Raw genomic sequence first — 18,485 nt, forward strand, 5'->3', positions numbered from 1 at the left:
TCTCTACCGCGTCAGTTCTGAAAATGGGATGAAGCGCACGATCTCGCCCGCGCCGATCGCATGATTCGGCGGATTGTCGATGAGACCATCGCCCCAGACGGTCGATGTCAGCACGGCCGAGCTCTGATTCTCGAAGAGATCGAGGCCGCCCGACGCGTTCACGCGCGCGCGCAGGAATTCGTTGCGGCGATCGCCTTTTTTCTGGCTGAAGTCGGCGCGCATCGAATAGACGCGCGGCGCGACGTTCGTCACGCCCGCGAGCCGCAGCAGAAACGGCCGCACGAACAGCAGGAACGTGCAGAAACTCGAAACCGGATTGCCCGGCAAGCCGATGAAAAACGCCTCATCGCCAACCGCGCCGCCGCGCCGCACCGCGCCGAACGCGAGCGGCTTGCCCGGCTTCATCGCGATCTGCCACATCGAAATGCGTCCTTCGGCCTCGACCGCCGGCTTCACGTGATCTTCCTCGCCGACCGACACGCCGCCGCACGTCAGGATGAGATCGTGATCCGCCGCCGCGCGCCGCAAGGTTTCGCGCGTCGCATCGAGCCGGTCCGGCACGATGCCGAGATCCGTCACCTCGCAGCCGAGCTTCGCGAGCAGCGCGCGCAGCGTGAAGCGGTTCGAGTTGTAGATCGCGCCGGGTTCGAGCGGCTCGCCCGGCATGCGCAGTTCGTCGCCGGTGAAGAAGATCGCGACGCGCACGCGCCGCACGACCTCGAGCTGCGCACATCCGACCGACGCCGCGAGCCCGAGCGCCTGCGGCGTCAGGCGCGTGCCCGCGGGCAGGATCACCGAGCCGCGCCGGATATCCGCGCCTTGTTGCGTGATCCACTCGCCCGCCGTGGGCGCCTGCCCGAACGCGACGCGCCCGTCGTCCGACGCTTGGGCCATTTCCTGCATGACGACGGCATCCGCGCCGGGCGGCACCGTCGCGCCGGTGAAGATGCGCGCGGCCGTACCCGCCGCGAGCGGCTCGGCCGCGTGCCCCGCCGGGATGCGCTGCGACACCCGCAACGTGACCGGCGCGCCTTCGCTCGCGCCAGCGAGATCGGCGATGCGAACCGCGTAGCCATCCATCGAACTGGTGTGCATCGGCGGGACGTCGAGCGGCGAGGTCACGTCGGCGGCGAGCACGCGGTTCAGCGCATCGAGCGTGTCGACGCGCTCGCGGGCGTCGACCTGACGCGCGGCGTCGAGCAGACGGCCGAGCGCGTCGGCGGTGGCGAGCATCGGAGGACGGCTTGAAGCGGCTGGCGTGGATGACATGGCGTTCGGTTGGGACGCGCGCGGCGGCCTGATCGTGAAAGGGACATTGCAATTCCGGTCAACTATTGTAGCGAGAAGGCAGGCGTCGCACCTTCGCCGCCGGGCACGCCGGACATGCGCCGCGACCGATACCGCAATCCATTCGCGCGCCTCAAAGCCGCGGCGGTGCGGTGATACACTCGCAGCACACTTCCCACGTCCATTTCCATGAAATTCTGTTCCCTCTGCGGCCACGAGGTCGGTCTCGCCATTCCGCCCGGCGACAACCGCGAGCGCTTCGTCTGCAACAACTGCGGCACCGTTCACTATCAGAATCCGCGCAATGTCGTGGGCACCGTGCCGGTGTGGGACGACAAGGTGCTGCTGTGCCGTCGCGCGATCGAGCCGCGTTACGGCTACTGGACGCTGCCCGCGGGCTTCATGGAAATGCAGGAAACGACGAGCGAAGGCGCCGCGCGCGAGACGCTCGAGGAAGCGGGCGCGCGCGTGGAGATTCAAAGTCTCTTCACGCTGCTCAACGTGCCGCACGTGCATCAGGTGCATCTGTTCTATCTGGCGCGGCTGCTCGATATCGAAGTCGATCCCGGCGAGGAGAGTCTGGAAGTGAAGCTCTTCGAGGAAAGCGAGATTCCGTGGGACGAGATCGCCTTTCCGACGGTCGGACAGACGCTGCGATTCTTCTTCGCCGATCGCGCCGCCGGCAACTTCACGCTGCATACGGGCGACATCTTCCGCACGCTGCGCGACGGCTGATTCCGCCGCTGTCCGACGAATCTCACTGAACGCCGCCCTCCCGAGAACATGGTTCCCTGGCTCGCCGACGACGATCCCTTCCCGCCCGTCGAGCGCGCGCTCGGCGCGGCGAGCGGCGCGCCGGGCCTGCTCGCCGCGAGCGCCGATCTTCTGCCGTCGCGGCTCATCGATGCTTACGGGCGCGGCATCTTCCCGTGGTATTCCGACGGCCAGCCCGTGCTGTGGTGGAGTCCCGATCCGCGCATGGTGCTGTTTCCGGCCGAGTTCAAGGTGTCGGATTCGCTGCGCAAGACCTTGAAGCGCGTGGTGCGCGATCCGGTCTGGGAGATCCGCGTCGACGACGATTTTCCCGCCGTGATGCGCGCCTGCGCCGACACGCCACGCGACGGCCAGCGCGGAACGTGGATCACGTCGGATATCGTGGATGCCTACACGACCTTGCATCGCGCAGGCAACGCGCACAGCGTCGAGACGTGGTTCGACGGCGTGCGCGTGGGCGGACTGTACGGCGTGTCGTTCGGGCGCATGTTCTTCGGCGAGTCGATGTTCGCGCACAAGACCGACGCGTCGAAAATCGCGCTTGCGGCGCTCGTCGGACACTTGCGCCGCAATCAAATTGAGATGATAGACTGCCAGCAGAACACGTCGCATCTGGCGTCGCTGGGCGGCCGCGAGATCGCGCGCCGCGCGTTCGTCGCGCATCTGAGACGGGCGACGGCGGAACCGGCGATCGGCTGGCGCTTCGACAAATCCGTCCTTCTCGACGTGCTGGCACGCTAAACGTTACGCGCGTGATGCCCGAGCGACACATGCAATGCAGCCGCCGCGCGCCTGAAGACGATCTCGCGCGCCGGCCGGCAACGACGAGACGACGCCTGCGAGAGCCGCCAACGTGACACATCCGAACGAGCTGCCGCTGTCACCGCTTTCCGCGCTGCAATTCTATGCAACAGCGCCCTACCCTTGCAGCTATCTGGAAGGGCGTGTTGCGCGCTCGCAGGTGGCCACGCCGAGCCATCTCATCAACTCCGACGTCTACACCGAACTCGTCAAGGCCGGCTTCCGGCGCTCGGGCGTCTTCACGTATCGACCGTATTGCGACGGCTGCCGCGCCTGCGTGCCGGTGCGCGTGCCGGTCGCGCGCTTCGTGCCGAACCGGGCGCAGCGGCGCGTCTGGAAGCTGCACGGCAATCTGATCGCGAGCGTCGCGCCGCTGCATTACGACGAAGAGCATTACGCGCTTTACATGCGCTATCAGTCGGCGCGTCACGCGGGCGGCGGCATGGACCGCGACAGCCGCGATCAGTACGAGCAGTTCCTGCTGCAAAGCCGGATCAATTCGCGGCTCGTCGAGTTTCGCGAACCCGCGCATCCGGGACATCCGGACGAGCCCGGCGAACTGCGCATGATCAGCATGATCGACATACTCGGCGACGGCTTGTCGTCCGTGTACACGTTCTTCGAACCCGATCTGCCGAAGACGAGCTACGGCACCTTCAACATCCTCTGGCAGATCGAGCAGGCGAAGAGTCTCGACTTGCCGCACGTCTACCTCGGCTACTGGATCCGCGAAAGCGAAAAAATGGCGTACAAGGCCAATTTCCGGCCGCTGGAAGGTCTGATCGACGGCCGCTGGACGCTGCTCGATCCCGCGAACACTCACTCCGCGGGCGCGCTGCCGATGCCCGGGCGCATCAACGGCCCGAGCCAGCCGAAATAGCCGCCGAAGTCCCTCCCGCGCGCCCGGACCGGCACGCCGTCCGAAACGGCTAAAATAGCGGTCTTAAAAAAATTCGCCGTCGCCGGCTTTCATTTCGTGTTCAGTTCCCTCTATCCGATCGCGCGTTCGCATCTCTTCAAGATGGACGCGGAAGACGCTCATCATCTGACGCTGCGCATGCTCGGCGCGGCTGGCCGCACCGGGCTCGCCGGCATGCTCGCCAAGCGCGGCCCCGATTCGCCCCGCACCGTCATGGGCATCACGTTCCGCAATCCGGTCGGACTCGCGGCGGGGCTCGACAAAGACGGCGCGTGCATCGACGGGCTCGCGGCGCTCGGCTTCGGCTTCATCGAAGTGGGCACCGTGACGCCGCGCGCGCAACCGGGCAATCCGCGCCCGCGCATCTTCCGGCTGCCCGAGGCGAACGCGCTCATCAACCGGATGGGCTTCAACAATCGCGGCGTCGATCAGTTCGTCGCGAACGTCAAGGCCGCGCATTATCGCGGCGTGCTGGGACTGAACATCGGCAAGAACGCCGATACGCCGATCGAACGCGCCGCCGAGGACTATCTGTATTGCCTCGAGCGCGTCTATCCGTTCGCGAGCTATGTGACGATCAACATTTCGTCGCCGAACACGAAGAACCTGCGGCAGCTCCAGGGCGCGGGCGAACTCGATTCGCTGCTCGGCGCGCTCAAGGAAAAGCAGGCGCGGCTGTCCGATCTGCACGGCAAGCTCGTGCCGCTCGCGCTGAAGATCGCACCCGATCTCGACGACGAGCAGATCAAGTCGATCGCGGGCACGTTGCTGGCTCACAAGATCGACGGCGTGATCGCGACCAACACCACGCTTTCCCGCACCGCCGTGACCGGCATGAAGCACGGCGACGAAACGGGCGGCCTGTCCGGGCGTCCGGTCTTCGACGCGTCGAACGAGGTCATCCGCAAGCTGCGCGCGGAGGTCGGGACCGACGTGCCGATCATCGGCGTAGGCGGAATTTTCTCGGGCGACGACGCGCGCGCGAAGCTCGCGGCGGGCGCGTCGCTGGTGCAGATTTATACGGGGCTGATCTATCGCGGTCCCGCGCTCGTGAAAGAGTGCGTCGAAGCGCTCGCGTGACGCCCCAATCCGGCATATAGACATAAGCAAACGATATTACGCAGCGATTGCGTTTTCACTATGATCGCCGCATCGAAAAAAGACGCTGTGCCCATCAAGAGGAAAACAACACGATGAAACTGTCCACGCTCAAGAAGCTCGTCGCCGCCAGCCTGATCGGCGCGGCATTCACGGCCGTCACGACCGCCGCCCACGCCGAAGATCTGCTCGATCAGGTCAAGCAGCGCGGCACGCTGCGCGTCGGTCTCGAAGGCACCTTCCCGCCGTTCAACTCGAAAGCGCCGAACGGTGAACTGGTCGGCTTCGACGTCGATATCGCCAAGGCCGTCGCGGCCAAGCTCGGCGTGAAGCCCGAGTTCGTCACGACCGAATGGAGCGGCATCATCGCGGGCCTGCAGGCGGGCAAGTTCGACGTGATCGTCAACCAGGTCGGCATCACCGATGCGCGCAAGCAGACGCTCGATTTCTCGCCCGCCTACACGTACTCGAACGCGCAACTCATCCAGCGCAGCGACGACAAGCGCGAGTTCAAGTCGCTCGAAGAACTGAAGGGCAAGAAGCTCGGCGTCGGCCTCGGCACGAACTATATGGACATGGCGAAGTCGGTGCCGGGCATCGACGTGAAGACGTATCCGGGCGCGCCCGAGTATCTGCGTGATCTCGCCGCCGGGCGTCTGGACGCCGCGCTCAACGACCGCCTGATGCTCGCGTACTTGCTGAAGAATTCGCAATTGCCGCTGCGCACCGGCGCGAATGTCGGCGCGGGCAACCCGTCCGGCATTCCGTTCAAGAAGGGCAATCCGAAGTTCGCCAAGGCGATCGACGACGCCATGACCCAGCTCGAAGCCGATGGCACGTTCTCGAAGATTTCGGACAAGTGGTTCGGCATCGACGTGACGAAGCCGGCGAAATAAGACGCGCCGTTTCCGGCGTCGCGAGGGCGGCATCGTAACGGTGCCGCCCTTCTCTTTTGCCGGCTCGGTTTAATATGTGCCGGTTTGTTTCACTTCAGCACCGTTTCAGTCAACGCGTCTCTTAAATGTCCACGACATCCCTGCTCGTTCAATCGGCGCCCGTGCTGGCGCAAGGCGCGCTGCTGACGATCAAGTTCGCGCTCTACTCGATGTTCTTCGGCCTCATCGCGGCCGTCGTACTGGCGTTGATGGGCATCAGCCAGAACCGCGCGCTCGTGGCGATCGGACGCTGCTATGTCAGCGTGATGCGCGGCACGCCGCTGCTCGTGCAGATCTTCGTCATCTACTACGGCCTGCCGAGCCTCGGCATCTCCCTCGAACCGACGCCCGCGGGCGTGATCGCGCTGTCGGCGAACGTGGCCGCGTATCTGTCGGAAAGCATGCGCGGCGCGATTCTCGGCATCCACGCCGGGCAGTGGCTCGCGTCCTATAGCCTGGGACTGTCGCGCGCGCAGACGCTGCGTTACGTGATCGGGCCGCAGGCACTGCGCATCGCGGTGCCGAGCCTGTCGAACAGTCTCATCAGTCTGATCAAGGACACATCGCTCGTGTCGGTCATCACGGTGACCGAACTGTTGCGCAGCGCGCAGGAAGTGATCGCGGCGACCTATCAGCCGTTGCCGCTTTATCTCGCGGCGGCGTTCGTCTACTGGATTCTTTGCAGCGTGCTCGAATTCGTGCAGCGGATTTTCGAGCGGCGTCTCGCGCTGCCGGGGCGGCACTGATCGCAAACAGGCCGCTGAAAAGCGGCTTTTTCGCATTAGTCGGTTTCGAACGGAAACCTGAGATTCAAATCGCGCCGCGCGGCGTCGATGATCGCGATCATCCGCATCGACGTTGCGTGCGGCATGACCGGGCTCTCGGTTTCGCCGGCGCGCAGCAGCTCGCAGAAATGCGCGGTTTCGTAGTTGAGGCCGCCGCCCGAGAACGGCTCGTCGAGTTCGGCCTTTCTTCCGTCCGTATAAGCGATCGTCGCGCGCGATGGATTCCACCAGTTCTCGTGGATCGTCACCGTGCCGAGCGTGCCGCCGATGAGCGCATCGCCGCGGCCTTGCAGATCGAGTCCGCAGAAAAGTTGCGCGATGCCGCGTTCGTGGCGCACGTTCAGGCTCGCGAAGACGTCGACGCCGGTCGCGCCGAGCCGTCCGATGGTCTGCACGGCGAGCGCCTCGCCGAGCCAGTCGACCGCGAGAAACGCCTCGTAAATGCCGATATCGAGCAGCGCGCCGCCGCCCGCGTCCAGCGAGAACGACGGATGATCGAGCGGCACGTTCGCCATCGAGCAGCCGGCCCGAACGAGACCGATTTCACCGATCGGATCGCTTTGCACATGCTCGCGCAAGCGGCGATACAGCGGATAGAACGGCGGCTTCATCGCTTCCATGAACAACACGTTCGCCGCGCGCGCCGCGTCGATCATGCGTTGCAGCTCGCGCGCATTCACGGCCGCGGGCTTTTCGCACAGCACGGGCTTGCCCGCCGCGAACGCGCGCAACGCGTACCCCGGATGGCTGTCCTGCAAGGTCGCGATGTAGAGCGCGTCGATGTTGGCGAGCAGCGCGTCGAAATCGGTGAATGCGCGGGCATCGAATGCATCGGCCAATGCGCGCGCCGGTTCTTCGCGGCGCGACCACACGCCCGAGAGCCGCGCGCCTTCGACGTGCGTGAGACTGTCGGCGAAGCGCCGCGCGATGCGTCCCGCGCCGACGATGCCCCAGCGGATCGTCTTTTCATCGATATTCGTATTGCTCAAGCCTGCCTCCGTGCGCCAGATTCGTCGTGCGACGCATTGTGCCTGATTGCGTCGCATGACGACTGCGCGCGGCGGGCTCAGACGGCAAAAAGCCGGGACATGTCCCGGCTCGATACATTCGATCGTCCGATGCGTTCGAGGACCCGCTACGCACCCGCGGACGCGTTCACGTTCGGCGACGCAGGCTGACTGTTCACGCGCTCCAGCGAGAACGCGCGGCCGACTTCTTCCGCGGCCAGGTCGACGAGCGCGCGCGTCGCGGCTTCGGCGGCGGCGGGATCTTTCGCCTCGATCGCCTCGACGACGCTCTTCTGCGCCGCGAGCGTCGCTTCGCGCACGGACTCGATGCCGTCGACGATCGGATTGACCGTCACCAGCGCGCCGCGCACGATCGCCGTCATCTGACGAAAGAACTGGTTGCCGCTCGCCGCCACGATGCGCGTATGCAGCACTTCGTCAGCCGCCTGATATTCCGGCTCGCCGACCTGCAGACGCGACAGCGTGTCGAATGCATCGCGAATCCCGGCGATTTCGTCGGGCGTCGCGCGCGCGGCGGCGAGCGCTGCGGCGCGCGGCTCGATCAGCATGCGGAATTCGATTACATCGCGTAAAAACGTCTGATCCGGCTTGGCGCGAAAGCGCCAGCTCACCACGTCCTCGTCGATGAGACGCCAGTCGCTCATCGGACGAATGCGCGTGCCGGTTTTCGGCCGCACGTCCAGCATGTGCCGCGCGAGCAGCATCGAGAGCGCCTCGCGCATGACGGTGCGGCTCACGTCGAACTCCTTCGAGAGGATGTCCTGCGGTGGCAGTATCGCGCCATATTTTTGCTCGACGATCCCTGAGACGAGTCCGTCCATGACCTTCGCCACCAGCGATCGCTCTTTGTTGTCATCCATCTCGCTTCTCCCCTTCTCGCCTGTTCCGTAGCCGTGTGTATGAGCGCATCGCTTTCGCTTCCCGGGCTGCGAAAGGCACGACGGGTTCCCGACAGGTCCATTCGTCGTGCTTGATACGTTGCGTCTTCGTTGCTTCGAATGCCAGTTGGGAATTTCCTGACAGGGTAATCCCTCTGGCTTCGACGTCACTGTTTCGTTTTTTACTTCTTACCGCTTCACGTGCATCTCTTGCGCTCGCGCCGCGCGCGCGCAGGCATTCATCAGGGAAACTGAAGAATGGCTGCGTCGCGTCGCGGCGTGTGCGTTCTTTCGCGGCCCGCTGTTGCCATCGGACCGATCATGCACCCATTTGAGCAAGCATCTCGTAGGCTTTCTGTGCGAACGCGAACGGAAGCCGGCTCGCTTTTGCCTTTTGTATGATCGGATGGTTTGGACGAAAGTACCGTGGCGCGGTGCAAGCGGGGCGATTTGTCAGCCCTATGCTTAAATCGCGCCATCTGTCGTTCGGGGTGTGCGCGCGTCGAGATCGATCTGCCGGCGCTTCAATGCTTCGCGCTCCGTAAGCGCTTGCTGATACACCGCGAGGTACTCGTCGCAGACTCTTTCGACGGAAAGCTGGTGCAGGCCGTGACGCGCGCGCGCCGCCAGTTGCCCACGCGCCTGCCGGTCGAGCAGAAGCCAGCGCAGTTTTGCCGCTGCCTGCCCGATGTCGCCGGCAGGCACGAGCAGACCCGCAGCGCCGTCGTCGAGCATTTCGGGGATACCGCCCACGCGCGTCGCGACGATCGCGCAGCCGGCCTCGCGCGCCTCCGCGATCACGAGCGGACTCGGGTCCTGGCGCGAGAGCAGCGCGAATACATCGGCGCTCGCGAAATACGGCCGTGTATCGGCGACGAAACCCGTGAAGTGCGCGTTCTCCGCGATGCCGAGCTCGGCTGCCAGCGCTTCCATCGATCCGCGATCGGGGCCTTCGCCGACGAGATACAGATGCGGCTCCGCCATGAATTCGCGCTCGCTCGCGGACTGCTCGCGCACCTGCGCGAACGCCTGCAGAAGATCCGCAATCCCTTTCCTGCGATACATCCCCGCCACGCAGACGATATTCGGATGCTTGAGCCGCACCGGTTTCGCGGGCGGCCGCGTGATGAGCCGCGGCGCGCCGACGGCGCCGTTGAGCACGGTCGACAACCGCGCCGGCCCGATGCCGCGCGCCTCCAGATCGAGCGCCAGCGCGCGGCTCACGGCCACCATGCGATCGCCCACGCGCACCAGCGCCGCGCTTTTCTGCAGTTCGTGATGCACCGTGGTGACGAGCGCGAAGCGCCGCCGCATGCTGCCGAAACGCGAAATGAGCGCGCCGGTCATCATGTGCGCGTGCACGATGTCGGGATCGAAACGATCGATGAGACGATTGAATCCCGCGATCATCGACGGCACGCGCCACGGTTGCCGCGACTGCTGCAGCGAAACATGCGTGATGCCGTGGCGACGCAAAAGCGGCTCGAAGCCGCCGCCCGACGATGCGACCACGACGTCCTGCCCCATGCGCGCCTGCATGCAGGCGAGATCGACCATCATGTTGACGGTGCCGTTGCCGATCGTCTGCGCGTGATTGGCGAGATGGACTATTCGCATGAGATAGGCTGTTTGTGCGCTCGCCGGCCCATGCCGGCGGCGTCGATCTTATTGTTTCGAGGACGCGTCTCGAAGCGGCCTGCGCCGCGCCGATCGCGTTGTTATCGCGTTGTTATCGCTTTGTTATTGCCTCGATGCCCGGACGGTCCACGCCTTCGATGCTGCTGACTGCCGCGTTGGTTCTTTCGCCGCGCGCGCGGTTGCGGCGCACGCTGCGCGTCTCTGGTGGCGCTTACAGCAACTCGTACGTCGTGGCGTTGTCGCTCGCGGCGAACGGAGCCTTGCTCGCGCCCGATGCTTCGCGCGATTGCCGGCCCTTTCTCGTCAGACCGATGTACGGCATGCCGTGCTCGAGAAACGGCCCTTCGGTCTTGCGAAAGCCGAACGCCTCGTAGAAACCGCGCAGGCTCACCGGCGCGGTCAGCCGCACGCGGCGGCCGGGCCAACGCTCGGCGGTCACCGCGAGCACGCGTTCGATCAGGGCGTGCGCGGTGCCGTCGCCGCGACGCAGCGGGCTCGTCAAGATCTTGTCCACCACGACTTCCGGATCATCCGCGTCGCCCTCGTTGATGCGTGCATAGGCGAGCACGGGCATCGAACGGCTCATGTCCTCGGCGGCGAATACGTGCGTGCCGGTTTCATCGCGACCATCCGGGTCGAGATGGACATGCGACTGTTCGACGACGAACACCGCACTGCGCGCGCGCAAAATCAGATAAAGCTCCCGCGCAGTGAGTTGTTCGAAATCCAGCGTTTTCCAGTTCATCGATTATCTCCATGCTTTACCGGCAATTACCGGCGTTGCGACGATTGAACGTTACGTGCCGACCCGCCTGAATTCAGTGCGCCATCGCACCGACCCATGACGCGCGCGCCTTTCAAATAAGCTCGACCACACGCACAAAGGCGTCCCGGGGAAAAAGACGCCTTTCCGACGATCAATGCGACCGCGCTGCAGCCCGGGTTGCGGGCTGCCGCGCGCGCGTCGCATGGCGTCGATAGCACTCGCGTAATACGGCACCTTCATGGGAAAATCACAATGCATACCGCCATCGAACGCGATAGAGACGCACGATTAAAAGCACATTCGCTCCATTGCGCACGCGGTATCGAACGCCGGCCTTTCCGGCCCGAGGTCACGGCATGAGCGCGTTCCATACGAGCGGTGTGACGGATTCAGGAGCAAGTCGTTCCCGCGTCGTGTCACTCGATCCCTTGCGCATGCGTGCGCGGCGGCATCACGCGCACGCGCTGCATCGCGGCGAGCGCATCTGGCGTGAAGCGGTCGCGCCCGTCGATCTGTGGATCGAAATTCTGCACGGCAACGGGCTCGAACCGCGCGCTGCGCTCGCGTTCGCCGTCGCTCAGGACTTCGAAGCCGATCAGTTCACGCTCGGCAAGCTGCCGTTCGAAGACATCGAAAAACTCTACGGCCTGCAAGTGCAGGAGCTTTCCGTGTTCGATTCGCTCGAAGAGCGCGCGCTCGTGCAGACGCGCCGCGCGAATATCGTGCTCGTCGAAGTCGATGCATTCTATCTGCCGGACACGCGCACGGCTTCGTATCGCCGCGAACATGCGAAGACGACCATCGGCATCGATGTGATCGATCGCGATGCGCGGCGTCTCGGCTACTTTCATCACACGGGTTATCACCTTCTCGACGGCGAAGACTACGACGGCGTGCTGCGCTCGAATGCGACGCCCGAGCCGGCGCTTTTTCCGCACGTCGAGTTTGTCAAGCGCGTGCGCGAGCCGCTGTCGGGCACGCCGCTCGCGGAAGTATCGGCGGATCTGCTGTGCGCGCATCTGTTGCGGCGTCCGATGCACAATCCGATCACGCGTTGGCGCGCGGCGTTTCCCGAGCATCTCGATACGATGATTGCGCGCGGCGAATCGTATGCGCGTCATTACGCGTTCAACGTGATGAGGCAACTCGGCGCGAACTTCGAATTGCTCGCGCATTATCTGCAGTGGATGCGCGAACAAGGCTTCGACATTCCCGTGCAGACGTATGCGGGCGCGCGCAAGATCGCGAGCGAAACCATGGTGATGCAGTGCCGCCTCGCGCGCGCCCTTTCGCGCGGACGACGAGAGCTGTGCGAGACATCGTTCGACGTGATCGAGGATGCGTACGAACGCGTGATTCCTCCGCTTGCGGATATCGTGTGCTGAACGTTGATGTCGAACCGCGATTCGCACGCGCTTTCATCTCGGCAGCGACTGTTTAAAAAGACACATTTCAACCCTTGTTTCAAGGGTTTTTTCACTCGCTTACGTTCGCGTCTTATGCGGGTTTTTATGACCTCGTGATGTCGCCGCGAGAATTTCTGCGCGCCGGTTTCTCCGCGTTAATGAGTTCCGCATGAGATTGTCCTCGATGAAACATTTCAGGGCATCGCGTGCACGACTGAAATGCGCTGCGCCCGACCATGAATCCGATGAATGACGCGCAAACGTTTCACGGCGGCTAGTCGCGTGCCGAACTCGCGAGAGGGCCGCTACAAGGCCTATGTGGGCTACTCCTCGCCGAAAGCCGCGCTATTGAGGCGCTTATGCGCGAGGAATCGCACACGCAGATTTCACTTCGTGCAACGGGCGCAACGTTTCCGCTTCACGCAACGCCGCGCGGAAGACTTTTCCCGATGCCGGCAAAGCCTTATCCGGCAAGGCTTCGTGGGGAATCAAACAGCGCTCGGATAAACACGCGTTCGCCAGCCCACGGAGCCGATGGAACACGGATGAATCATTTTCCATTGTCCCTACGAAAGAAGGTGGTATGTCGAAGGGATGTCGACCCGTGAGGCCTGTCGCACCGTGGTCAAAAAATCCTCAACCGCCACTCGAGGGGTATGCGCTGATGAAACTCATCGGGGCACGCACGTATTCCTAAGACCACCGATGTTCAAGACTGAAACAAAAACGCAGCGCTGCGCTGCATCACAAAAAGTGCACGAGTTATGAGGCCCCGCCAGCATTGCGATTGCCCGCATTGGCACAGTCCTCGCTAATAGAAGCACGCAACCCAGACCAGTGCGATCAACCAAAAGCAATTCAAGTACGAAACGGGCGGCTACGGGGCTGATGTCATCCTTCCTCGAGGAACCGGCGCAAGCGGCAATCTTCGAAAACGGTCACATCAGTAAATAAAAATTGAAGCGCAACGCGCGAAAGTTACGAGAGAGAACAATCATGCTGACCCTCCAGTCCGACCTGCACGGCAATCATCTGCTTGGCGCGCTTCCTGCGCACGAATGGCAGGCGCTCACGCCGCATCTGGAACTCGTGCAATTGCGCACCGAGCAACTGCTGTGCGACTCCGGCCAACGGATTCACCACGTCTACTTCCCGACGACCGCGATCATCTCGCTGCTGCACACGATGGAAGACGGCGGTTCGGTCGAGATTGCCGCGGTGGGACGCGAAGGCATGACTGGCGTGCCGGTTCTGACCGGCGGCGAAACGATGCCGACCCGCGTGCAGGTGCAATGCCCGGGCTTCGCGTATCGCATGAGCGCGCAAGCGTTGCGCGAGCAGTTCGGCCGCTCGGACTTCCTGCGCCGCCTGATGCTGCTCTATATGCAGGCGCTGCTCACGCAGGTCGCGCAGACGGCGGCATGCAACCGGCATCACTCGCTGAACAAGCAACTTTGCCGCTGGCTGCTGATCGAAATCGATCGCACGGCGTCGAACGAATTGCAGGTCACGCAGCAACTGATCGCGGACATGCTGGGCGTGCGCCGCGAAGGCGTGACCGAAGCGGCGGGCAAGCTTCACGACGCGGGTCTCATTCATCACAGCCGCGGCTGCATCAAGGTCGTGGATCGCGAGGGTCTGGAAGCACGCGCATGCGAGTGCTACGGGCTCGTCAAGCGGGAGTTCGACCGACTACTTCCGCGTCTTCGTGCAACCGAGGCGATATCGGCCTCAAGTGTCTAACGGCTAGGATTAATGCAAGAAAAAAACCTCGATCTGTTCTCATGGCTGGCGCGTGTTCTGGATGTCTGTCTCATCATCGCGGGCGGATTGATCGCGCATGACGTACGCTTTTCGTCGCTGGATTTCGTCAGCGATATCGAAAGGCTTCTGATCGCGTTCAACTCCGCACTCGCCCTCCTGCTCTTCCCTGCTTTCGGCGTGTATGAAACCTGGCGCGGCAAGCCGTTCGCCATGATGCTGGCGCGCGTCACTTTGGCGTGGATGGCGGTCGTCGCGGGCGCCCTGCTGCTCGCCTTCACGCTACATCGCATGGATACGGTGTCGCGACTCTGGTTCGCGTATTCGACGCTCATTTCCGGCGCGCTCATCATCGCTTCGAAGCTGATCGTGTACTCGGCCTTGCGCCTGATGCGCGGCCGCGGCCTGAATCAGCGCACCGTGGCGATCGTCGGCGCGCAGGGTTTCTCGCGGACCTTGCTCGCGCACCTGTGCAGCACGCCCGAACAGGGCTTTACTCCGGTGTGCATTCTCGATACGACCGGCGACGAGGAACTGCACGCGAGCGGCATCAGCGGCATGCCCACGCCGACGACCGCGATCGGCATGGGCGGCAATCGTTTGCCGGTGCTGAACGATTTCGACGAACTCGTCGAAAAGGTGCGCGCCGAGGAAATCAACGAAGTGTGGCTCGCGCTGCCGCTGTCGCAGGAGCACACGATCTACCGCTTCGTGCATGCGCTGCGGCACGATTTCGTGAATCTGCGGCTGATTCCGGACACGCGCAGCATTTCGCTCTTCAATCATTCGATGACGGATGTCGCCGGGCTCGCGACCATCAACCTGACGACGTCTCCGATCAGCACGCTGCAGATGTGGCCGAAGATGCTCTTCGACCGCCTGTTCGCGGCGGCCGCGCTGCTCGCGCTCTCGCCGCTGATGATCGCGATCGCGATCGCCGTGAAGACGACCTCGAAGGGTCCGGTGTTCTTCACGCAGCATCGCAAGGGCGCGGACGGACGGCCGTTTCGCATCTACAAGTTCCGTTCGATGGGCGTGCATCGCGAGCACGGTCAAGTGACGCAGGCGACGCGCAACGATCCGCGCGTGACGAAGGTCGGCGCGTTCCTGCGGCGCACGAGCCTCGACGAGCTGCCGCAGTTCCTGAACGTGCTGTTCGGGCATATGTCGGTGGTCGGTCCGCGCCCGCACGCGATCGAGCACGACGATCTGTACAAGGATCTCGTCTACGGCTACATGTTCCGCTACCGCATCAAGCCCGGCATTACCGGCTGGGCGCAGGTGAACGGCTATCGCGGCGCGACGGAAAAGGTCGAGAAGATGCAAAGCCGCGTGAAGTTCGACCTCTTCTACATTCACAACTGGTCGTTCTGGTTCGACATCAAGATCGTCGCGATGACGATGTTCAAGGGATTCATCGGACGCAACGCGTATTGATCGGCGTAAAAACGCGAAAGGCCCGGCGATTTTCGGATCGCCGGGCCTTTCGCTTGGTGCGCGCGTGACTTACTTGTAGTCGATGCGCTCGACGCCGTTCTCCGTGCCGAGCAGACAGATATTCGCGCCGCGCGCCGCGAACAGACCGACCGTCACGACGCCCGGCCAGGCGTTGATCTGCGCTTCGAGCGCACGCGGATCGGTGATCGACAGGCCCTTCACGTCGAGGATTTCGTTGCCGTTGTCCGTGATGAACGGCGAGCCGTCCTTCGTCACGCGCACGATCGGCACGCCGCCGAGCGCCGCGAGCTTGCGGCCGATCGCCGTGCGCGCCATCGGCACGACTTCGACGGGCAGCGGGAACGTGCCCATCACCGGGACGCGCTTGCTCGCGTCGGCGATGCACACGAACACGTCCGCCACCGACGCGACGATTTTCTCGCGCGTGAGCGCGCCGCCGCCGCCCTTGATCATCGCGCCGCTCGCGTCGATTTCATCGGCGCCGTCGACGTAAATGGACAGCGTTTCGATGTCGTTCAGATCGAACACCTTGAAACCGTGCGATTCGAGCCGCGCCGTGGTCGCGAGCGAACTCGACACCGCGCCGCGATAACGCGCCTTGGACTTCGCGATGGCGTCGATGAAGCAGTTCGCCGTCGATCCGGTGCCGACGCCGATGATCGCGCCTTCCGGCACGTTCGCGTTCACGTAGTCGGCGGCGGCCTGACCGACCAGTTGCTTGAGTTCGTCTTGAGTCATGGGAGCGGTGCTGCTGTATCGGTGAAAACTGAGATTTTATCGGAGCGCGGGCGACGGCCTCGCGGATCATGCCAACGCGTGCAGGAAGCCGAGCGGATCGTGCGTGCGCGCCACCGACGCGATGAACGCGAACACGACGATCGCCAGCACGCCATAAACGGCGCGCGCGCCCTTCGTGCGGCCGCGCTTGAGCGCGAACGTGCCGAGCACGATATAGACGACGAGCCCCGCGATTTTCGCGCCGAGCCACGCAGCGTTCGCCGAAAAGCCGATGATCGCGACCAGCGCGATGGCGCTCGCGAGCAAAAGCGTATCGACGATATGCGGCAGGATTTTCGTCGCGCGCGCGGCGAGGAGGCGCGAATTCGTCAGCATCCAGATCCAGCGCAGCACGAATCCGGCGATGGAAAGGCCGGCGCATGTCATGTGGATCGCGCGCAGTGTCGGAAACCAGTCGTTCATTGTGGGAAGTATTTATCGAGCAGGGCCTGGGCGATCGCGTCGCTTTCTGCATCCGCGTTGCCCGCGTAATCCGACGGGCGAAAGTGCATCTGAAACGCGCTGAAGACGCGGCGGGTTTTGGCGTCGAGCACGCCGTCGGTCGCGACTTCGTAGCCGTAGCGCTTCAGCTTTTCCTGCAGCGCGCGCACGTCCGATGGCGCCTTCGGATCGCGGCCCGCGAGATGCGTGGCAACAGCCGCGTCGTCGGGCCATGCGCCCACGCCGGCGTCGTATAGCGCATGCCACGGGAAAAGCGGACCCGGATCGATCTTGCGTTGCGGCGCGATGTCGCTATGGCCGACGACGCGCGTCGGCGGGATGTGGTAGCGCGCGACGATATCGCGGGAGAGCTTGATGAGCGCATCGACTTGCGCGGGCGGATACGGCTGCCATTTTCCATCGCTCGACGGGCCGATCGGACCGAGATTCACGTTCTCGATGCCGATAGACGACGCGTTCAGCTCCGTCGCGCCCTGCCACGAGCTCACGCCGGCGTGCCAGGCGCGCTTGTCTTCCGGCACCAGTTGATAGACGACCGGCTCGCCTTTCTCGATGCGCGGGGCGTCGGGGACGACGTAGTGCACGCTGACTTCATCGCCGGTCAGGACGGCGAGCGATCCCGCTTCGTCGATCTCCGTGTAGTGCATCACGAGGAAACGGATGCGGGAATCGGCGTTCTTCGCGTGGTACTGCGTGTCGGCGATGTAGGTGGTGCGGTCTTGCATCGCGGTGCAGGCGGTGAGCAGGCATGCGGAGATTGCTGCGACCATGCCCAAAAACTTCGTGCTCGTCATGATCGCTTTTCCCATAGGGAGCGCACTAACATCCAGTGCGTGTGAAGCGCTTCGCTACTCGGCCGGTGTTTGGGATCCTTCGGCAGGCGAAGCACACGTCCCGCCAACCAGCCATACTCGCTATCCGCGAGTTCCGGTGCAACTGACACGGCATGAGTCGCGGGATGGATCGCGATCAGCGCACGGTCATAGAGCGTGTGCAGATCGGCGCGCAGCAGCAGCCCGTTTTCCACGACGTTCGTGTCTTCGCCCATATAGCGGCAGATGTGGGCGGCCTCGAGAACTTCCTCGACCGGACAGCCGCTCAGTACACAACGGCGTTCATATGCTTCAAGCAGTCTCCTACGGAACGCAGGTTGGCCCTGGCGCATGACAATGGCGGCGAACGTCTTCTTGCGCGCATCTTCGATGCTCGCGGGATCGAAAACACCGCTTGCTTCGAGTCGCGCTTCCGCTTCGGATTCGGCTTCCAGTTCGGCTTGAACCTGAGTTCGGTCCGCGCGTCGAAGCGTGAAACTCGCCGGCAACGCGCCCTCATGCGAGACGTAGTCGAACAAGCCTTCGAATTTGAACCCGGCGCCCGCGAACTCGTACTTTTTTGTGCGATAGAACAGCAGCAGTTCCAAATCGCGCGCTCGATGTTCAGCGATCAAAGCGTCGGTGCGCCCGGCGTTCTGTCCTTGCCAGTGCAAGATGTCGCCCTCGAGTGCATCGACATATTGAACTCGGTCCGGCGTTTTGGATCCCGTGACGAACAGCAGAACCGAATCGAAGCCTGCAGGACGAAATACGCCTGTGTTGATCGTCGCGTCCTGCGTATCGAGGATGCCCTTCAACTGCTCGCGGGTGTACACGCTTCCGACCGCGATCAGATCACTAAGTCGCTTCAAAGCCATGAATGACGTTGGACGCTGACCC

At 63.6% G+C, this 18,485-nt stretch carries 18 protein-coding genes; 9 read left to right on the forward strand and 9 right to left on the reverse strand.

Annotated features, from left to right (window positions below; genetic code table 11):
- Nucleotides 1-3: 3 nt before the first annotated feature.
- On the reverse strand, nt 4-1,233 hold the full coding sequence (locus tag LDZ23_RS08030) for a molybdopterin-binding protein (protein ID WP_034473182.1): 1,230 nt from the start codon (nt 1,231-1,233) through the stop codon (nt 4-6).
- 243 nt (nt 1,234-1,476) lie between these two features.
- Here LDZ23_RS08030 and LDZ23_RS08035 point away from each other — a divergent pair, with 243 nt between their 5' ends.
- The 6 genes from LDZ23_RS08035 to LDZ23_RS08060 all read left to right on the forward strand — a co-directional run bounded on the left by LDZ23_RS08035 (nt 1,477) and on the right by LDZ23_RS08060 (nt 6,560).
- A complete protein-coding gene (locus LDZ23_RS08035; RefSeq protein WP_008349294.1) occupies nt 1,477-2,022 on the forward strand; it encodes an NUDIX hydrolase in 546 nt (181 codons plus the stop codon).
- A gap of 48 nt (nt 2,023-2,070) precedes the next feature.
- Complete coding sequence (aat, locus tag LDZ23_RS08040) at nt 2,071-2,802, forward strand: leucyl/phenylalanyl-tRNA--protein transferase (protein ID WP_008349292.1); 732 nt, start codon at nt 2,071-2,073, stop codon at nt 2,800-2,802.
- Between the two features lie 112 nt (nt 2,803-2,914).
- Nucleotides 2,915-3,742 (forward strand): arginyltransferase, encoded by an 828-nt coding sequence (locus LDZ23_RS08045; protein ID WP_033536383.1) that lies wholly within the window; start codon nt 2,915-2,917, stop codon nt 3,740-3,742.
- 96 nt (nt 3,743-3,838) lie between these two features.
- A complete protein-coding gene (locus tag LDZ23_RS08050) occupies nt 3,839-4,861 on the forward strand; it encodes a quinone-dependent dihydroorotate dehydrogenase (RefSeq protein WP_034473184.1) in 1,023 nt (340 codons plus the stop codon).
- Between the two features lie 113 nt (nt 4,862-4,974).
- A complete protein-coding gene (locus LDZ23_RS08055; protein WP_008349288.1) occupies nt 4,975-5,775 on the forward strand; it encodes a cystine ABC transporter substrate-binding protein in 801 nt (266 codons plus the stop codon).
- A gap of 125 nt (nt 5,776-5,900) precedes the next feature.
- Nucleotides 5,901-6,560, forward strand: a complete 660-nt coding sequence (locus LDZ23_RS08060) for an amino acid ABC transporter permease (protein ID WP_034473185.1) — start codon at nt 5,901-5,903, stop codon at nt 6,558-6,560.
- 35 nt (nt 6,561-6,595) lie between these two features.
- On the opposite strand, the gene LDZ23_RS08065 is transcribed toward LDZ23_RS08060, so the two are convergent.
- The 4 genes from LDZ23_RS08065 to LDZ23_RS08080 form a co-directional block, all read right to left on the reverse strand.
- A complete protein-coding gene (locus LDZ23_RS08065) occupies nt 6,596-7,588 on the reverse strand; it encodes a Gfo/Idh/MocA family protein (RefSeq protein WP_034473219.1) in 993 nt (330 codons plus the stop codon).
- 146 nt (nt 7,589-7,734) lie between these two features.
- Nucleotides 7,735-8,487, reverse strand: a complete 753-nt coding sequence (locus LDZ23_RS08070) for a FadR/GntR family transcriptional regulator (RefSeq protein ID WP_008349281.1) — start codon at nt 8,485-8,487, stop codon at nt 7,735-7,737.
- Between the two features lie 483 nt (nt 8,488-8,970).
- On the reverse strand, nt 8,971-10,122 hold the full coding sequence (locus LDZ23_RS08075) for a glycosyltransferase family 4 protein (protein WP_034473186.1): 1,152 nt from the start codon (nt 10,120-10,122) through the stop codon (nt 8,971-8,973).
- A 232-nt stretch (nt 10,123-10,354) separates the two neighbouring features.
- Nucleotides 10,355-10,888 (reverse strand): GNAT family N-acetyltransferase, encoded by a 534-nt coding sequence (locus tag LDZ23_RS08080; protein WP_008349278.1) that lies wholly within the window; start codon nt 10,886-10,888, stop codon nt 10,355-10,357.
- Between the two features lie 377 nt (nt 10,889-11,265).
- Between LDZ23_RS08080 and LDZ23_RS08085 the strand changes: the two genes are divergently transcribed.
- The 3 genes from LDZ23_RS08085 (at nt 11,266) to LDZ23_RS08095 (ending at nt 15,513) form a co-directional block, all read left to right on the forward strand.
- Nucleotides 11,266-12,294: a DUF1839 family protein gene (locus tag LDZ23_RS08085; protein WP_051079023.1), complete on the forward strand. Its 1,029-nt coding sequence runs from the start codon at nt 11,266-11,268 to the stop codon at nt 12,292-12,294.
- 1,017 nt (nt 12,295-13,311) lie between these two features.
- Entirely contained in the window at nt 13,312-14,058 is a 747-nt protein-coding gene (locus LDZ23_RS08090) for a Crp/Fnr family transcriptional regulator (protein ID WP_008349275.1), read from the forward strand.
- A gap of 33 nt (nt 14,059-14,091) precedes the next feature.
- Entirely contained in the window at nt 14,092-15,513 is a 1,422-nt protein-coding gene (locus LDZ23_RS08095; RefSeq protein ID WP_034473220.1) for an undecaprenyl-phosphate glucose phosphotransferase, read from the forward strand.
- A gap of 69 nt (nt 15,514-15,582) precedes the next feature.
- Here LDZ23_RS08095 and rpiA read toward each other — a convergent pair whose 3' ends face one another.
- The 4 genes from rpiA to LDZ23_RS08115 form a co-directional block, all read right to left on the reverse strand.
- Nucleotides 15,583-16,272: a ribose-5-phosphate isomerase RpiA gene (rpiA, locus tag LDZ23_RS08100; protein WP_008349271.1), complete on the reverse strand. Its 690-nt coding sequence runs from the start codon at nt 16,270-16,272 to the stop codon at nt 15,583-15,585.
- A 66-nt stretch (nt 16,273-16,338) separates the two neighbouring features.
- Complete coding sequence (locus tag LDZ23_RS08105) at nt 16,339-16,734, reverse strand: SirB2 family protein (RefSeq protein ID WP_008349269.1); 396 nt, start codon at nt 16,732-16,734, stop codon at nt 16,339-16,341.
- The gene (locus tag LDZ23_RS08110; protein WP_034473221.1) at nt 16,731-17,567 is read right to left on the reverse strand and encodes an N-acetylmuramoyl-L-alanine amidase; all 837 of its coding nucleotides are present in this window, start codon (nt 17,565-17,567) and stop codon (nt 16,731-16,733) included. Before LDZ23_RS08110 ends, LDZ23_RS08105 begins: the two co-directional genes overlap by 4 nt.
- Nucleotides 17,564-18,463, reverse strand: a complete 900-nt coding sequence (locus tag LDZ23_RS08115) for an HNH endonuclease (RefSeq protein WP_081851883.1) — start codon at nt 18,461-18,463, stop codon at nt 17,564-17,566. Before LDZ23_RS08115 ends, LDZ23_RS08110 begins: the two co-directional genes overlap by 4 nt.
- Between the last annotated feature and the right edge of the window lie 22 nt (nt 18,464-18,485).

The sequence above is a fragment of the Caballeronia zhejiangensis genome (assembly GCF_022879815.1).
Taxonomy (GTDB): domain Bacteria; phylum Pseudomonadota; class Gammaproteobacteria; order Burkholderiales; family Burkholderiaceae; genus Caballeronia; species Caballeronia zhejiangensis.

What these genes read in the sequence shown, in the direction of transcription:
- LDZ23_RS08030 (WP_034473182.1), bottom strand. Translation starts at nt 1,233, where the DNA reads ATGCTCGCCACCGCCGACGCGCTCGGCCGTCTGCTCGACGCCGCGCGT.
- LDZ23_RS08035 (WP_008349294.1), top strand. Translation starts at nt 1,477, where the DNA reads ATGAAATTCTGTTCCCTCTGCGGCCACGAGGTCGGTCTCGCCATTCCG.
- aat (WP_008349292.1), top strand. Translation starts at nt 2,071, where the DNA reads ATGGTTCCCTGGCTCGCCGACGACGATCCCTTCCCGCCCGTCGAGCGC.
- LDZ23_RS08055 (WP_008349288.1), top strand. Translation starts at nt 4,975, where the DNA reads ATGAAACTGTCCACGCTCAAGAAGCTCGTCGCCGCCAGCCTGATCGGC.
- LDZ23_RS08060 (WP_034473185.1), top strand. Translation starts at nt 5,901, where the DNA reads ATGTCCACGACATCCCTGCTCGTTCAATCGGCGCCCGTGCTGGCGCAA.
- LDZ23_RS08070 (WP_008349281.1), bottom strand. Translation starts at nt 8,487, where the DNA reads ATGGATGACAACAAAGAGCGATCGCTGGTGGCGAAGGTCATGGACGGA.
- LDZ23_RS08075 (WP_034473186.1), bottom strand. Translation starts at nt 10,122, where the DNA reads ATGCGAATAGTCCATCTCGCCAATCACGCGCAGACGATCGGCAACGGC.
- LDZ23_RS08080 (WP_008349278.1), bottom strand. Translation starts at nt 10,888, where the DNA reads ATGAACTGGAAAACGCTGGATTTCGAACAACTCACTGCGCGGGAGCTT.
- LDZ23_RS08085 (WP_051079023.1), top strand. Translation starts at nt 11,266, where the DNA reads ATGAGCGCGTTCCATACGAGCGGTGTGACGGATTCAGGAGCAAGTCGT.
- LDZ23_RS08090 (WP_008349275.1), top strand. Translation starts at nt 13,312, where the DNA reads ATGCTGACCCTCCAGTCCGACCTGCACGGCAATCATCTGCTTGGCGCG.
- rpiA (WP_008349271.1), bottom strand. Translation starts at nt 16,272, where the DNA reads ATGACTCAAGACGAACTCAAGCAACTGGTCGGTCAGGCCGCCGCCGAC.
- LDZ23_RS08105 (WP_008349269.1), bottom strand. Translation starts at nt 16,734, where the DNA reads ATGAACGACTGGTTTCCGACACTGCGCGCGATCCACATGACATGCGCC.
- LDZ23_RS08110 (WP_034473221.1), bottom strand. Translation starts at nt 17,567, where the DNA reads ATGACGAGCACGAAGTTTTTGGGCATGGTCGCAGCAATCTCCGCATGC.
- LDZ23_RS08115 (WP_081851883.1), bottom strand. Translation starts at nt 18,463, where the DNA reads ATGGCTTTGAAGCGACTTAGTGATCTGATCGCGGTCGGAAGCGTGTAC.